General features: G+C 72.9%; 14 protein-coding genes. 4 read left to right on the plus strand and 10 right to left on the minus strand.

Translation table 11 applies throughout. The annotated features are described in order from the left end of the window. Positions 1-64 precede the first annotated feature (64 nt). On the plus strand, positions 65-676 hold the full coding sequence (locus AB0C04_RS15270) for a LysE family translocator (RefSeq protein WP_357053933.1): 612 nt from the start codon (positions 65-67) through the stop codon (positions 674-676). Between the two features lie 8 nt (positions 677-684). Next, on the plus strand, positions 685-1,419 hold the full coding sequence (locus AB0C04_RS15275; protein WP_357053936.1) for a phenylalanine--tRNA ligase beta subunit-related protein: 735 nt from the start codon (positions 685-687) through the stop codon (positions 1,417-1,419). 1 nt (position 1,420) lies between these two features. On the opposite strand, the gene AB0C04_RS15280 is transcribed toward AB0C04_RS15275, so the two are convergent. Further along, positions 1,421-2,023 carry an MBL fold metallo-hydrolase gene (locus AB0C04_RS15280; protein WP_357053939.1) on the minus strand — a complete coding sequence of 201 codons (603 nt, stop codon included), beginning with the start codon at positions 2,021-2,023 and terminating at the stop codon, positions 1,421-1,423. Between the two features lie 43 nt (positions 2,024-2,066). Here AB0C04_RS15280 and AB0C04_RS15285 point away from each other — a divergent pair, with 43 nt between their 5' ends. Then, positions 2,067-2,507 carry an archease gene (locus AB0C04_RS15285; RefSeq protein WP_357055244.1) on the plus strand — a complete coding sequence of 147 codons (441 nt, stop codon included), beginning with the start codon at positions 2,067-2,069 and terminating at the stop codon, positions 2,505-2,507. Positions 2,508-2,516: 9 nt separating this feature from the next. Here the strand turns inward: AB0C04_RS15285 and AB0C04_RS15290 are convergent, their stop codons facing one another. From AB0C04_RS15290 to AB0C04_RS15305, 4 genes are all read right to left on the minus strand, one after another. Next, on the minus strand, positions 2,517-3,935 hold the full coding sequence (locus AB0C04_RS15290) for an RtcB family protein (RefSeq protein ID WP_357053942.1): 1,419 nt from the start codon (positions 3,933-3,935) through the stop codon (positions 2,517-2,519). 100 nt (positions 3,936-4,035) lie between these two features. Further along, on the minus strand, positions 4,036-4,515 hold the full coding sequence (locus AB0C04_RS15295; protein WP_357053945.1) for a DUF5818 domain-containing protein: 480 nt from the start codon (positions 4,513-4,515) through the stop codon (positions 4,036-4,038). A 60-nt stretch (positions 4,516-4,575) separates the two neighbouring features. Further along, a complete protein-coding gene (locus tag AB0C04_RS15300) occupies positions 4,576-5,664 on the minus strand; it encodes a winged helix DNA-binding domain-containing protein (RefSeq protein WP_357053948.1) in 1,089 nt (362 codons plus the stop codon). A 95-nt stretch (positions 5,665-5,759) separates the two neighbouring features. Next, the gene (locus tag AB0C04_RS15305; protein ID WP_357053951.1) at positions 5,760-6,878 is read right to left on the minus strand and encodes an epoxide hydrolase; all 1,119 of its coding nucleotides are present in this window, start codon (positions 6,876-6,878) and stop codon (positions 5,760-5,762) included. Between the two features lie 63 nt (positions 6,879-6,941). Here AB0C04_RS15305 and AB0C04_RS15310 point away from each other — a divergent pair, with 63 nt between their 5' ends. After that, positions 6,942-7,937: a YafY family protein gene (locus AB0C04_RS15310; RefSeq protein WP_357053954.1), complete on the plus strand. Its 996-nt coding sequence runs from the start codon at positions 6,942-6,944 to the stop codon at positions 7,935-7,937. Here the strand turns inward: AB0C04_RS15310 and AB0C04_RS15315 are convergent. The 5 genes from AB0C04_RS15315 to AB0C04_RS15335 are packed head-to-tail and all read right to left on the minus strand — an operon-like array spanning position 7,925 to position 14,861. Next, positions 7,925-8,794, minus strand: a complete 870-nt coding sequence (locus AB0C04_RS15315; protein ID WP_357053957.1) for a sugar ABC transporter permease — start codon at positions 8,792-8,794, stop codon at positions 7,925-7,927. The two genes, AB0C04_RS15310 and AB0C04_RS15315, sit on opposite strands and share 13 nt — an antisense overlap. A gap of 35 nt (positions 8,795-8,829) precedes the next feature. Further along, complete coding sequence (locus AB0C04_RS15320; protein WP_357053960.1) at positions 8,830-9,870, minus strand: ABC transporter ATP-binding protein; 1,041 nt, start codon at positions 9,868-9,870, stop codon at positions 8,830-8,832. Then, entirely contained in the window at positions 9,867-11,189 is a 1,323-nt protein-coding gene (locus AB0C04_RS15325) for a sugar ABC transporter substrate-binding protein (RefSeq protein ID WP_357053963.1), read from the minus strand. The genes AB0C04_RS15320 and AB0C04_RS15325 overlap by 4 nt, the downstream gene beginning before the upstream one ends. Continuing rightward, positions 11,186-12,043, minus strand: coding sequence for a carbohydrate ABC transporter permease (locus AB0C04_RS15330; protein WP_357053966.1), 858 nt, complete (start codon positions 12,041-12,043; stop codon positions 11,186-11,188). The genes AB0C04_RS15325 and AB0C04_RS15330 overlap by 4 nt, the downstream gene beginning before the upstream one ends. 25 nt (positions 12,044-12,068) lie before the next feature. Continuing rightward, entirely contained in the window at positions 12,069-14,861 is a 2,793-nt protein-coding gene (locus AB0C04_RS15335) for a sialidase family protein (protein ID WP_357053969.1), read from the minus strand. Positions 14,862-14,891: the final 30 nt, after the last annotated feature.

A 14,891-nucleotide genomic window follows, 5' to 3' on the forward strand; every position in this document is an offset into this window, starting at 1 on the left:
TGCCATCAGAGTGGGAGGGGGTGAGCCCGCCAGGGCGTCGCCGCCGTCGCACCGGAGGGTCATCGTGAGCATCGCGTTCCTGGTCACCACGCTCGTCGTGGTCGTCACCCCGGGCACCGGGGTGGTCTACACACTCTCGGCCGGGTTGTCCCGAGGCGCCCGGGCCGGCGTGGTCGCCGCCGTCGGCTGCACGCTGGGCACCGTGCCGCACCTCCTCGCGTCGGTCACCGGGCTGGCCGCCCTGCTCTCGGCCAGCGCCACCGCCTTCCGGGCGGTCACCTACGTCGGCGTCGGCTACCTGCTCTACCTGGCCTGGTCGACCATCCGGGACCGCAGCGCGTTCACCCCGGCGGCCGACGCGACGCCGCACTCGGCGCTGCGGGTGATCGTCAAGGCGGTGCTGATCAACCTGCTCAACCCGAAGCCGACGCTCTTCTTCGTCGCGTTCCTGCCGCAGTTCGTCGACCCGGCCGGCGCCGGCGCCACCCGGGGCATGCTCGCGGCCGGTGCGGTGTTCATGCTGCTCACCCTCGTGGTGTTCAGCGGCTACGGGATGGCCGCCGCCCTGGTCCGGGACCGGGTGCTGGCTCGGCCCCGGGTCACCGCCTGGCTGCGCCGCAGCGTCGCCGGCACGTTCGTCGCACTCGGCATCTCACTCGCCCTCTCCGGCCGTTAGGAGCATCCGTGCGGTTCCAGCATTCCGCGCCGGTCCGGGCGGCGTACCCGCACCTCGTCGCCGGGGTCGTGGCCGTCACCGGCATCACCCCGCACGTCGACGTGTCGGCCCGGGTCGAGGAGTTCACCGCTCGCGCGCGGGCCCGACTGGCGACCGGCCCGGAGGGCGGGTTTCCGGAGATCCAGGCGTGGCGGCGCGCCTTCGCCGCGATGGGTCTGAAGCCCACCCAGTACCGGTGCGCGGCCGAGGCGCTGCTGCGGCGGCTGCGGCTCGACGGCACCCTGCCCCGGCTGCACCCGCTGGTCGACCTCTGCAACGCGATCTCCGTCGGGTACGGCATCCCGGTCGCCGTGCTGGACACCGACCGGATCGCCGGCGACCTGACGGTGCGGCCCGCCCGCGGTGACGAGGAGTACGTCACCTTCGCCGGCGGCACCGAGCGGCCGGAGCCCGGCGAGGTGATCTTCGCCGACGCGGCGGGGCGGGCGCACGCTCGGCGCTGGACCAACCGGCAGAGCGGCCTGTCGGCGGTCCGGGCGGAGACCGCCAGCGTGCTGATCGTGACGGAGGCTCTGCACGCCACGGCCGCCGCGGACATCGCCCACCTGCTCGACGAGCTGCTGGCGGAGTTGGCCGGGACCTGGTCCGTGCCGACCGGGCACGCGGTGCTGACCGGGCCGGCCCCGGCGTACGACGTGCCGGGCACCCCGGCCTGGGCGGCCGACCCGCCGCCGCGCGGGTGAGTCAGGCGGTCTCGCCCGGGGTGAGGTGGCGGTAGCCGGGGATGGTCTCCTCGAACCACCCGGTCACGCTGGCCAGGCCGCGCTCGTTGATCTGCGCGTCGTGGATGGTGTACGCCCGGCTCGGGCCGATCCGCCGGGCGAAGTCGATCGCCTCACCGAGCCGCATCCAGGAACCGTGACCCGGGATCAGCAGGGTCTGCACCGGCTCGTCCGGCACGTGCAGCGAGTCACCCGGGTGGTAGAGGCCGTCGCCGACCAGGTAGCCGAGGTTGGCACAGTCCGGCTGGCCATCGTGGATGACCGCGTGCCGGCCGCCGACCGCGGTCACCGGGAACCCGGCGGCGGTGAACCGCTGCCCCGCCTGGACCGGCGTCACCGGCAGCGGGGCCCGGTCGGGCAGGCGGGCGCCCTCCGGGGCGTACACCGGCACGCCGAGGGCGGCCAGCCGCAGCACGTCGACGTGGTCGGCGTGCTCGTGGGTGACCAGCACGGCGTCCGCGCCGGCCAACGCGGTCGGCTCGCTCCAGGTTCCCGGGTCGATGACGAGTACCGCGCCGTCGTGCTCCACCCGGACGCAGGAGTGGGTGAACTTGGTGATTCGCATTCGACGACCGTAGACCAGCCACCCGGTGACTCCGCCGTGGCGCATGATCGGGGGCATGGAGCAGCCAGCGCGGCGCGGGCACCGGCGCGTACCGCACACCGCCGACGTGCGGATCGAGGCGTGGGCGCCGACCCGGGCGGCGTGCCTGGCCGAGGCGGTCACCGGGCTGGTCGAGACCTTCGCCGACACCGCCGGGGTGCGGCCCGGGCCCGAACGGGAATACCAGGTGCCCGCCGCCGACGACGAGGACCTGCTGGTGAGCGTCCTCGACGAAATGATCTACCGGATGGAGACGGCGGGCGAGCTGCCGGTCACCACCGAGGTGGCCGACGACCCGGCGGGCGGTCTGCTGGTGCGCTGGCGGATGACGGAGACCGACGCGGTGGAACTCATCGGCGCGGTGCCGAAGGCGGTCGCCCTGCACGAGCTGCGCTTCGGCCCGGACGGCGCCGGCTGGTCGTGCGCGGTGACGGTGGACGTCTGACCGGGCCGGTCAGCCCTTGACCACGCCGACCGGGACCAGCCGGGCGACCTTTCGGCACAGTCCGGCGCCCTCGGCCGACTCGACCACGGCCGAGACGTCCTTGTACGCCGCCGGCATCTCCTCGGCCAGGCCACGGCGGGACGCGCCCCGTACGGCGATGTCCTGCGCCTCCAGTTGCTGGCGCGGATCGGCGCCCCGCTCGGCCTTGACCGCCTGCTTTCGGCTCTGCACCCGGCCGGCGCCGTGACAGGTGGAGGCGAAGGCGGGTGAGCCGGGCACGCCGGTGAGCACGTACGAGCCGGTGCCCATCGAACCGGGGATCAGCACCGGCTGCCCCACCGGGCGCAGGTCGGCGGGGAGGTCCTCGTGTCCCGGGGCCAGCGCCCGGGTGGCGCCCTTGCGGTGCACGCAGAGGGCGCGCCGGACGCCGTCGACGTCATGGCTCTCGATCTTCGCGAGATTGTGCGAGATGTCGTACACCAGGTCGAGGTCGCGCCCGGTCTGGCGGGCGAAGACCTTGCGGGCGGCGTCGGTCAGCAGCTGCCGGTTGGCCCGCGCGTAGTTGGCCGCGGCGGCCATCGCGCCGAGGTAGGCGCGGCCCTCGTGGGACGAGACCGGCGCGCAGGCCAACTGCCGGTCCGGCACCTCGATGCCGTAGCGGGCCATCACCTTCTCCATGCCCCGCACGTAGTCGGTGCAGATCTGGTGGCCCAGCCCGCGCGAGCCGCAATGGATCATCACGCAGAGCTGGCCGGGGTGCAGCCCGAACGCGGCGGCGACGCTGTCGTCGTAGACCTCCGCGACGGCCTGCACCTCGAGGAAGTGGTTGCCGGAGCCGAGGCTGCCGACCTGGCGGGCGCCCCGCTCCACCGCCCGCTCGCTGACCTGCGCCGGGTTGGCGTCGTCCACCGCGCCGTAGTCCTCGCAGCGCTCCAGGTCCCGCTCGACGCCGAAGCCGCGCTGCACCGCGTACCGGGAGCCGCCGCGCAGCACGCCGTCGAGCTCCGCCCGATCCGACAGGTGCCAGACCGCGCCCTTGCCCATCCCGCGCGGGGTCGACTCGGCCAGCCCGTCCATCAACGCGTCCAGCCGGGGTCCCAGCTCGTCGCGGTCCAGGTCGGCGGCGAGCAGGCGTACGCCACAGGAGATGTCGAAGCCCACCCCGCCCGGGGACACCACGCCGCCGTGCTCGACGTCGGTGGCCGCGACGCCGCCGATCGGGAACCCGTAGCCCCAGTGCACGTCGGGCATGGCGTAGGAGGCGTCGACGATGCCGGGCAGGGTGGCCACGTTCGCCACCTGCTCCAGGGACTTGTCCGCGCCCGAGTCGGGCAGCAGCTCCCGGGTCGCGAAGACCACACCCGGCACCCGCATCGGGTCGTGCCGGTCGATCCGGAACCGGTACGGCGACTCCTCCACCAGCTGCATCCCCGGCGGCTACCCGGCATACCCGCGCCTACACCTGTCCCCCGCGGGTTCGCCCGCGATCGAAGCTCTCACCGGACGCCGCTCGCGGGGAGATCCGGCGTCAGGCCGGTTCGACCCGGTTGACGGCCACCGCCCGGGGCAGAGCCCGCTCGCCGCAGGCCGCCGATCGGGGGGCCACGTTGCCGTGCACGGTGACCCGGTCGCCGGGTCGCAGGTCGGCCGCCGCCGCCCCGGTCAGCGCCCAGCGATGCTCTCCGACCAGCAGCATCGTGCATTCGCCGGCGCGTTCGACCGTGCCGGTCAGGGTCCGCCCACCCCAGGGCAGGGGCGCGGGCACATCCCCGCCCGAGGACGGCAGCGGGGCGGCCGGTCGACTCGGCACGGGTCGACGAGTCGTCGGGGGCGGGGGCGGTGTCGACCCGGCCGGCGGTGACGGGCTCGCGGCCGCCGGTGGCGTGGTCTCGGCCGGAGCCGTGGACCCGGCCGGCGACTGGCCCGCCTCGGGCAGGTCGGACGAGGCGCAGGCGGTCACCCAGCACACCAGACCGACGGCGGTCAGCAGGAGCCCGGCTCGACGCATCGCACGACACCTCCACGAGTTGGACGACCGACCCGGTCCGACGGTTCCGGGAGGCGGCGGTCAGGCATGTGGGCCGACGCCGACCGTACCGATGGTCAACGACGGTCTGCCCTCCAGGATCTCGCCGATCCGCTCGACCTGCTCGTCCAACGCCCGCCGCCGGCGGGCGTTCAGGGCCGCGAACGGCTCCACGGTCACCGTGATCGTGCGGCCGGAGCGCCGTTGGTGCCACACCCCGCTCACCGTCCCGTCCACGAGCAGCACCGGGTAGTTGCCAGCCTGGCCACGGGCGAGGGCCCGCTCGGTGGCCTTGCCGGGGAAGAGCAGCTCCCGTGGGTGACAGCCGACGGCGTACGCGTCGAAGTAGGGCAGCAGGCGCAGTCCCGACGGCCCCTCATCGGGGAAGTCGGTGTCGCCGGCCGCCACCCACGCCTGGACACCCTCGACCGTGACGGACGCCAGGTCGAGCGACGCGAAGAGCTTCGCCGCCCACGGCTTGGGCACGGCGAGCCACTGGGCGAAATGCGCCGGGGTGGCCGGCCCGTACGCGTACAGATAGCGCCGGACGATCTCGGCCAGGGCCTGCGGGCCGCTCATCGGCGTGAAGCCGGGCAGCCAGCGCGCCGGGCTGGTGTAGGTGGTGTGGCGGCCCCGGTTCGGGCCGAAGCACATGACACCGCCCCGCATCGCGGCCGCCGACGCGACGATCCAGCGCGGCCACTTGTCCTGGAAGGCCTCCATGACCCGGTCCCCGGCCCAGGGACCGGTGCGGGCGACGACCTGCTCGGTCAGCTCCGCGGTGGTCAGCTCGTCGTCGCGCAGCGCGTCCGCGATGGCCGCCAGCACCTGCCTGGTCTGCTCGGCGGTGAGCAGATTGTGGCCCTGCTCGTTCGGCGGAGGTGGTGTCGCGGCCAGCGCGCCGGTCCACATCGGCAGGTCCGCCGCCGCGAGCAGGTGCACGGTGCCGCGGGGCCCCCGGGTCTTGACCAGCGTCCGATCCGTCCAGAGTGCCTGGCGCACGTGGGCGCGGGTGGCGGCCGGGACGCGTAGCCCGACGGACAGCTCGGCGGCGGAGGCGATCTGGGCGTGCGCGCCACACATCGCGGACACCACGGTGGCGACCGGGTCGGCACCCGGCTCAGAACCCACCGGGTCGGCACGCGGACCCACCGGGGCGGGCGCCGGCGCCGCGAGCGCATGCCGCTCGAGGCGCCGGGCGCACACCTGCGACCAGGTCAGCCGGGTCACCGCAAGGTCCCGAAGAAGGCCCGGATGTCGGCGGCGTGCGCCTGGGGCTCCTCCATCGCCACGAAGTGGCCGCCGGGGTTTCCCGCCGGCCAGTGGACGATCTTGTTGTGTCGCTCGGCGAGACGGCGGAACAGCGGCGGGCCGCCGCTGTAGACGCCGCTGGGCACCAGTGCCTGCCCCCGGGGCCAGGCGAAGTGCGTGCTGTCGTACATGAACCAGGACGAGGTGCCGGCGGTGGCGGTCAGCCAGTAGAGCGTCACATTCGTCAGTATCTGATCCCGGGCGATCGCCCGCTCCGGCGTCGGCGCCGTGATGGTGAACTCCTTGAACTTCTGTGTCATCCAGGCCAGCAGCCCGACGGGTGAGTCGTTCCAGGCGTACGAGAAGGTCTGCGGCGCGGCCCGCAACAGCGAGTGGTGATCCACCCCGCCGCTCATCCACTGCTGCATCTCCGCGTAGACCGCACGCTCCTGCTCGTCCATGTCCGGCACGTCGGCCTCGGTCGGGAAGCCGAATCCACCGTCGACGTGCACGCCGATCACGTGCTCCGGCGCGATCCTGGCCACCTCCGGCGCCACGTACGCGCCGAGGTCGCCGCCCTGGGTGCCGTAGCGGTCGTAGCCGAGGCGGCGCATCAACTCCACCCACATCCGGGCGACCCGGCTGACCGTGCAGCCGGTGTCGGGCGGCGCCTGTGAGAACCCGAAGCCTGGTACCGAGGGCACCACGACGTGGAACGCGTGTGCCGGATCCCCGCCGTGTGCCCGCGGGTCGGTCAGCGGCCCGATCAACTCGGTGAACTCGACGACGGAGTTCGGCCAGCCGTGGGTCAGGATCAACGGCAGCGCGCCGGGCTCCGCCGAGCGCACGTGCAGGAAGTGCACGTCCAGTCCGTCGATCTCCGTGACGAACTGGGGGAACTCGTTCAACCGGGCCTCGTGCACCCGCCAGTCGTATCCGCTCGCCCAGTAGTCGGCGAGGTCGCGCAGGTAGTCCCGCGGCACCCCGCGGCTCCAGCCGGCCCCGGGCAACTGCCGGGGCCACCGGGTGCGCGCGAGCCGGTCGCGCAGGTCGTCGAGGTCCGTCTGGGCGATGTCGATGCGGAATGGCTGCATGCCGAGCACGCTACGACCGATGTAGGTCGGTTCCTGGCACACATCGGTGGCATCCTGAACTCCATGTCCGACACCGCCGCCCGATTGCTCAGCCTGCTGTCGCTGTTGCAGACCCCACGCGAGTGGCCCGGCAGCGAACTGGCCGGCCGGCTGGGCGTGAGCCTGCGCACCGTCCGGCGGGACGTGGAGCGCCTGCGCGACCTCGGCTATCCGGTGCAGGCGACGATGGGCACGCTCGGCGGCTACCGCCTCGTCGCCGGCAAGGCCATGCCGCCGCTCCTGCTCGACGACGAAGAGGCGGTGGCGATCGCCGTGGGGCTGCGTACCGCGGCCCGACACGCGGTCGCCGGGATCGAGGACGCCTCCGTACGGGCGCTGGCAAAGGTCGAGCAGGTGCTGCCGTCGCGGCTGCGCCACCGGATCGGCGCACTGGGCGGGGCCACCGTGCCGCTGCTCACCTGGGAGCAGCCGACGGTGGAGCCCGAGCACCTGACCTCGCTGGCCGCCGCCGTCACCGGCCGCGAACAACTGCGGTTCAGCTACCGGCGGCACGACGGCGCCGACAGCGAGCGGCTGGTCGAGCCGCACAAGCTGGTGTCGGCGGGCCGCCGCTGGTACCTGGTCGGCTACGACAACGACCGTGCCGACTGGCGGATCTTCCGGGTGGATCGGATCACCGGGCAGCGGCCGACCGGGCGACGCACCGCACCCCGTACGCTGCCGGCTCCGGACGCCGCCGCGTACGTGGCCGGCAAGCTGGTCGAACGGACCCCCGTCTACCGCGCGGTGGCGACCCTGCACGCGCCGGTCGAGCGGGTCGCCGGCCGGCTCGGCGACGCGCCCACCGACCTGGAGCCGATCGACGCGGACAGCTGCCGGCTGCACAGCCACAGCGACACGCTGGAGTGGTTGGCGTGGCGCCTGCTGACGCTCGGCTGCGCGTTCGAGGTGCACGAACCGCCGGAACTTGTCGGCTACCTTCGCGAGCTCGGTGCCCGGGCCAGCGGCGCGGTAGGCCCACCGTCCGGGCAGACCGCGACGGTTGCTCAGAGCCGGTAGAAGGCACGGTAGCGCCGGATCAGCCGCCATTGCACCAGCACCGCCGCCACGGTCAGCAGGATCATCAGCAGGGTCGCCGCCGCCGCGTAGCCGTAGCGCAGGTATTCGAACGCGTTGCGGTAGACGAAGAGCGACAGGTAGGTGGTGGCGTACGGGGGTGGTCCCCCGTCGGTCACCACGAACGCCGGCACGAAGGTGAAGTGCAGGCTCTGGATGGCGTCGCGTACCGCCAGCAGCCCGAGCACCGGCGCCATCAGCGGAAGGGTGACCCGGCGGAACACGTCCCAGCCGGTGGCGTCCTCCAGGGCGGCCATCTCGTATACGTCCCGGGGCAGCGCCCGCCGGGCCGCCAGCAGCACGACGAAGGTCTCCCCCACGGTGAACAGGCTCATCCCGATGATCGCCGCCCGGGCGTCGGTGGGATCGGTCAGCCACTGCGGCGGGGTCCGGCCCAGCGCGGTCAGCCCGTTCTGCCCGCCGGTGCGCAGCAGTTGGTTGATCGGGCCGTAGAGCGGATTGAGCAGCCAGAGCCAGAGCAGCCCGTAGGCGATCTCCGGTACCGCGGTGGGCAGCACCGCCGCGGTGCGGGCGGTGCCGATGCCGGGTGCCCGGCGGTACAGCAGCAGCGCCAGGCCGAGCGCGATGAGCAGTCGCAGCGGTACGGCGACCACCGCGAAGACCAGCGAGTTGATCGCCGCGACCCGGAACACCGGGTCGTCGAGCAGGGCCGTCACGTTGGCCAGGCCCACCCAGGTCGGCGCGCGCAGCAGGTCGTACTCGGTGAAGGCGAGCGCCAGAGTGATCAGGGCGGGCAGCAGGACCAGCCCGACCAGGCCGAGCAGGTACGGCGCCAGCATCAACGCCAACTGTCGGCGGGAGCGGGTGTCCGGCCTCATGCGGGCCGGTACCGGCGTCCCGAGCCGGCGTGGAAGAGGTGCACGTCGGCCCAGCGCACGCCGACGCGTACCGGAGCGCCCCGGGCCGGCCGGCGGGCGGCCGGCACCCGCGCGACCACCGCGCCGCCGTCGGCGAGGGTGAGGTACGCGTAGGCGTCCTCGCCGACCACCTCGACCCGGTCCACGGTGGCCGCCGCCCCCTCGACGTCGTCGAGCCGGGTCGCCTCCGGCCGGAACCCGAGTTGCAGATCCTCGTCGGCGTGCAGCGGAGGCGCGTCGCCGCTGGGCCGCACCGACCCGGCGGGCAGCAGGTTCATCGCCGGAGAGCCGACGAACCGGGCCACGAAGGTGCTCGCAGGGGCGTGCCAGATCTCCTCCGGCGTGCCGACCTGCTCGATCCGCCCGGCGCGCAGCACCGCGATCCGGTCGGCCAGCACCAGCGCCTCGGTCTGGTCGTGCGTGACGTGCACCATCGTGGCGCCCAGCCGGTCGTGCAGGGCGCGCAGCTCGGCGCGCATCTCCACCCGCAGCCCGAGGTCCAGGTTGGAGAGCGGTTCGTCGAGCAGGAAGACGTCCGGTTCGCGGACCAGCGCCCGGGCCAGGGCGACCCGCTGCCGCTCGCCGCCGGAGAGCTGCCCGGGCCGACGGCCGAGCAGGGTGGCACAGCCGACCGTCTCGGCGGCCGCCCGGGACCGCTCCCCGGCGACCGCCCGGGGGGTGTCCCGTACCTCCAGGCCGAAGGCGATGTTCTCGGCGACCGTCAGGTGCGGAAAGAGCGCGTAGGACTGGAACACCATCGACACGTTGCGCAGGCCAGGCCGGGCGGCGGTGACGTCCCGACCGGCGATGTGGACCCGCCCGGCGGTGACCGGCTCCAGGCCGGCAACCACCCGCAGCACGGTCGACTTGCCGGCCCCGGACGGGCCGAGCACCACCAGCAGCTCACCACGGGCCACGCTCAGGTCGACCTCGTGCAGCACCGTCGCGCCCCGGTAGGCCGCGCTCACCCCGTCCAGGAGGAGTCCGGGCCCGCTCACCCGTGCTCGCCGCGGGCGAAGAGGGGCCGCGTCTGCTGGTCGAGGTCCCGGATCACGTCGTCGAGGCGGTCGCCCCGGTGCATGGCGTTCTCCAGGATCCCGTACGTGACGTCCTCGATCTCCGGCCAGGTGGAGACGGTGGGCAGCGCCCGGACCGTGGGGATCGCGTCGAGGAAGACCTTCGCGCTGCGCGGCGGCTGGGCCGGGCCGAGGAACGCCGGGGACTGCGACACCGCGATGTGCGAGGGCACGGTACGCCCGGTGGCGGCGATGATCTCCTGCCCCTCGCGGGCCACGGCGAACTCCAGGAACCGCCAGGCCGCGTCCTTGTTCCGCGCACCCCGCGTCATGCAGTACGCGTCGGAGTGCAGCACCCCGACCTGCTGCCGGTAGACCGGCAGCGGGGCGACGTCCCACTCGAAGCCGGTGATCGACCGGAAGGTGGTGGTGGAGCGCCGGGAGCTCATCAGCATGGCGAGGCGACCGTTGGCGAACCGCGACTCGTCGTCCTCGGCCTCCACCTCCTCGTCGGTCGGCACCACCCCGTAGGCCAGCCGCAGGTCGACCAGATTCTTCAGCGCCTCCCGGGCGGCCGGGTTGTCCAGGGTGAACCGGGTCGGCCGAGCCGGGTCGTCGACGATCTCGCCGCCGGCTGACCAGACGAACGGGGCGAGCCGGATGATCGACGGCTCGACGCCGAGGCCGTGCACGGCGGGACGCAGCGCCGCACCCTCGCTCTCGGTGGCCTTGACCACCTGGCCGCGGGAGTCGCGGGTCATCACGGTGGCGGTGCCGACCAGGTCGTTCCAGGTCCAGCCGGCCTTCGGTTCGGCCACGCCGTACTTCTGGAAGAGCGTGCGGTTGTAGTAGACGGCCAGGCTGGAGACGTTCTGCGGCAGGCAGAGCTGCTTGTCGCCCCACTTGAAGGCATCCATCGCCACGGGGTAGTAGTCGGCCGGTTCGATGGCGTCGGAGGCCCCGATCCGGTCGTCCAGCGGCTCGACCACGTCCTTGGCGGCGAACTGGCCGTAGAAGCGGTAGTTCATCAGGAACAGGTCCGGTGGCGCGCCCCCGGCCACCGAGGTGGCCAGTCGGGCGAGCAGGTCCTTGCGGTCGCTGGCTTCGATCAGCTGCACGTCGGTGCCGGGTCGCGCCTTCTCGTACGCGTCGATGAGGGTGCGGTAGGCGGCCAGTTCCTCGGGGGCGCCGAAGACCAGCAGCCGGACCGGACCCCCGGGTGACGAGCCGGACCCGGAGCCGCACCCGGCGGGCAGCAGCACGGCGGTCAACAGCAGGGCGAGCAGCGCCTTGGGCTTCATCGTTCCCGTCCCGTCGGGTCGTCGTGGTGAAGGAAGCGGCGCTGGGCCAGCACGAACACCAGCAGCGCCGGGACCGTGGCCAGCACCGCCCCGGCCAGGAACACCGGGAAGTTCGTCGGGTCCAGCACGGACAGCGAGCGCAGCGCCAGCGGCAGGGTGAACAGGTCGCGGTCGTAGACGTAGATCAGCGGGTCGAGGAAGTTCGACCAGGTGAGCACGAAGGTGAGCGCGGTGAGCGCGGCGGTGACCGGGCGGACCAGCGGCAGGGCCATCCGCCACCAGGTGCCCATCGGCGAGAGGTCGGCCACCAGACAGGCGTCGTAGAGATCGGCCGGCAGCGCCCGGAAGGCCAGGTAGTAGACCAGGACGTAGAGCGGCGAGGTGCCCAGCAGCGCCGGTGCGATCAACGGCACCAGGGTGTCGGTGAGCCCGAGGGCCCGGAAGATCGCGAACCGGGGCACCAGCAGCGCGGTCGCCGGCACCATCAGCGCGAGCAACGACGCCGCCGCGACGACCCCGGTGGTGCGCGGCGCGAGCCGGGCCAGCGCGAAGCCGGCGAGCGAGGCGACGAGCACGCTCAGCGGCACCGCGACGACCGCGACCAGCACCGAGTTGAGGCTGGCACGCAGCAACCCACCGATCTCGACGGCCTGGTGGTAGCCGGTGGTGGAGACCGGGTCGGGCACCAGCTGCGGCGTCGGTGGCGGCGGCAGCCCCGGCTCGGTGAGCGAGCCGGAGACCAGCAGCAGCAGCGGTGGCACGAAGACCACGATGACGAAGACCGCGCCGAGGGTCCGCCAGACTCGTCCGGCCGCCTCGGGCAGCGGTGAGGGGCCGCGGGAGCGGCCCCTCACCCGGGTGGTGTCGATGCTCGCCTACCTATTTCAGGGTGAGCTGCCAGGCGCTGAGGCCGTGCGAGGCGGCGTAGAGGATCCGCTTGCCCGGGACGATGGTGAGCCCGGCGACCTCCACGTTCGGCATCCCGCCACCCGCCTTGACCCAGCTCGTGGTGCCCTTGGCCAGCCGCAGGACGCCGAAATCGGTGGCCGCGTAGAGGTCACCGGTGACGTCGTCGCGGACCAGGTCGGTGATCGGTTGGTCGCCGAAGTCGTACGACCGGCCGGCCCAGGTCGCGCCGGCGCCGGCCAGCCGCACCTCGAACGCGTGCCCCAACGTGGTCGGGGTGTTCGAGTTGAACCCGCTGTAGGAGACCCACGCCCGGGCCGGGTCGGCCGGGTCGACGTGGATGCTGGTGACGAAGCGGTTCGGGGTGCTGGCGTTGTCGATCCGGGTCCAGGTCACCGCGGCGGCCGGCTCGGCGTCGACGTTGCGGGTGACGAAGACCCGGCCGGTGCTGGTCGCCGCCCAGGCGGTGGACGAGTCGCTGCCTACCCGCTGGACCACCGAAACGGCGCCGCCGGCCCGGTCACCCCAGGCGGCGTCGGTCAGCGGGACCGCACCGAGCTGCGCCCAGTCGCCGCACTGGGCCTCGAAGGTGCCGGTCCAGCTGTTGCAGATCCGGTTGGCCTCGGCCAGCGTCCGATCACCCAGGCCGAAGGTCTTGGTGCGGTAGACGGATCGGCCGGTGCCGGCGAACATCGTGCCGCTGACCTTGGGATCGGTGATCACCGGGGCGTAGAAGAGGTTGCCGGCCTGGCCGAACACCCCGTCGTAGACGGAGATCCAGCTGCCGATGTCGCCGCCCGAGAAGTTCACCTCCGGGGTCACGTCGTAGAAGGTGTGGAATCGGAACTCCGGCTTGCCGACGTCGAAGCCGGAGGCGCCGCCGTCACCGATCATCGTGTTGACCCAGCGCGAGCGCTGGCCCTTGTTCTCCCAGGTGCCGTTGTCCTGGGTGCCGCCCTGGAGCAGGTTGTGGTCGTGCGGGCTCACCGACAGGCTGATGAACTGCAGGGTGTTCATGCCCTTGTTGATCCCCTCCAACTTGGACGGGATCTTCGACAGCATCTGCCTGCAACGCTCCCTCTGAGCGGCGGTGGTCAGGTTGCGGTCCGGGTTGTCGCACCAGGCGGATCGGTCCACGAACTGGCCGCTGGAGCGCATCAGGCCGCCGTCGCTGGCCTCGAAGAACTGGAACGGGTTGCGCGGGTTGGTGACCAGCGCATGCTGGTCGGGGTGCAGGCCGTTGGGGTGCAGCTCGTCGGTGCCGTCGTAGGTCATGTCGGTGCCGCTGACCCCCGCGTCGGTGGAGAGGACCACCGCGCGCTTGTGCGCGATCGTCTCGCCGTAGACGTAGGAGCCGCCGGTGTAGACGATGTCCGGGTGCCCGGCGGGCGTGTACACGAACACGTCGTACCAGCACTGGCCGGTGCACTGGTTGTAGGTGGCGAAGCCCGGGTCGGCCGGGTTCGCGCTGGTCAGGTCGGCGAAGGTGGGAGCGCCGGCGGCCACGTCGTCGCTGCGGAACAGCCGTGAGTAGGGGGTGCCGGTGTTGCCCTCGTAGACGTACATCCGGGTCTTGCCGCCCGGCAGGGCGGTGACGTCGATCGCCGCGCGGGTCTGCGGCATCGTCGCGTTCAGCGACGCCTTGATCTGCGTCCAGGTCGCGCCCGCGTCGGCGGAGCGCCACACCCCCCGGGCGTACGAGGAGGCGTAGAGGACGCTCGTGTTCCTCGGATCGATCTTGACGTAGCGGACGCCGCGCGGCGAGCAGGCCGCGGTGTTGTTGTACTCGGCGGCGCTGCCGGTGCACTCGGTGGCGTCGGCCGAGCCGTTGTGGATGAACTTCCAGCTCCTACCGGCGTCGGTGGACTTGTAGAGGCCCCACTTCGCGGCGTCCGGCACCGGGCGGGTGACGCCGGTGCAGCACGAGCTGGACATGCCGCGCAGCGCAGTGGTGGTGGCGACGTAGAGCGTCTTCGGGTCGCCGGGTTTGACGGTGATCTCGCCGATCCCCTTGCCGGCGAGCACGTCCTTGCCGAGCGGGCCCTGCCAGGTCAGGCCACCGTTGGTGGACTTGTAGAGGCCGACGCCGGCCACGCAGCCGGAGGCGCAGGTGTTCGCCTCGCCGGTGCCGACGTAGATGGTCAGGCCGGTCCGGTCGTTGCGGTCGATGCGCACCGAGCCGGCGGCGTTGATACCGAGTGGGCCGCCCAGGTAGAACCACTTCGGCTGGGCCGCGAGCGCGTTGAGGGTGCCCCAGACGCCGCCGCCGGCCGGGGTGGCGTACGCCCGGCAGAGCAGCGGGTTGCAGTCCGGGCTGATGTCGATCGAGGTGACCCGGCCGCCGGCCACGTACTCGTTGGGCACGTAGTTGTAGGCGTCGCGGAACTGGGTGAACGGGTAGAGCGCCTCGCTCGGTCCGACGTTGGTCCACCGCTGGCTGCCCCGGAAGCGCTTGTCCGCGGCGGCGTAGGCGGCCTTGGACCGGTCGGTCTGCGCGATCGTGATGGCGTTGGCCGGGTAGGCCCGTTCCAGGAACTCCTGCTGGGCCGCGCCGCCCGGGCCCTCGGGCGACATGCCGTCGCTGCCCGGCACCGTCTGCCAGAGCCGTTCGAGGTGCGCGCCGGTGGCGCCCGGCATCTCGCCGTCGCCCACCGCTGCTGTGGCCGGCACCTCGGCGCCGGTGAGATGGATGCCTGCGGCACCCGTCGTCGCCACCAGGGCGCCGACCGCTAGTCCTACGAGGAGATGGCGACGTCTGCGCTTCACGAGGGTCCCTCCCGGAATGAAGGCGTCGCC

This window comes from Micromonospora sp. NPDC048909 (assembly GCF_040649635.1).
In the GTDB taxonomy this organism is placed as follows: Bacteria; Actinomycetota; Actinomycetes; order Mycobacteriales; family Micromonosporaceae; genus Micromonospora.

Coding starts and splice junctions, on each gene's coding strand:
- AB0C04_RS15280 (WP_357053939.1), bottom strand. CDS start 2,023: ATGCGAATCACCAAGTTCACCCACTCCTGCGTCCGGGTGGAGCACGAC.
- AB0C04_RS15285 (WP_357055244.1), top strand. CDS start 2,067: ATGATCGGGGGCATGGAGCAGCCAGCGCGGCGCGGGCACCGGCGCGTA.
- AB0C04_RS15290 (WP_357053942.1), bottom strand. CDS start 3,935: ATGCAGCTGGTGGAGGAGTCGCCGTACCGGTTCCGGATCGACCGGCAC.
- AB0C04_RS15295 (WP_357053945.1), bottom strand. CDS start 4,515: ATGCGTCGAGCCGGGCTCCTGCTGACCGCCGTCGGTCTGGTGTGCTGG.
- AB0C04_RS15305 (WP_357053951.1), bottom strand. CDS start 6,878: ATGCAGCCATTCCGCATCGACATCGCCCAGACGGACCTCGACGACCTG.
- AB0C04_RS15310 (WP_357053954.1), top strand. CDS start 6,942: ATGTCCGACACCGCCGCCCGATTGCTCAGCCTGCTGTCGCTGTTGCAG.
- AB0C04_RS15315 (WP_357053957.1), bottom strand. CDS start 8,794: ATGCTGGCGCCGTACCTGCTCGGCCTGGTCGGGCTGGTCCTGCTGCCC.
- AB0C04_RS15325 (WP_357053963.1), bottom strand. CDS start 11,189: ATGAAGCCCAAGGCGCTGCTCGCCCTGCTGTTGACCGCCGTGCTGCTG.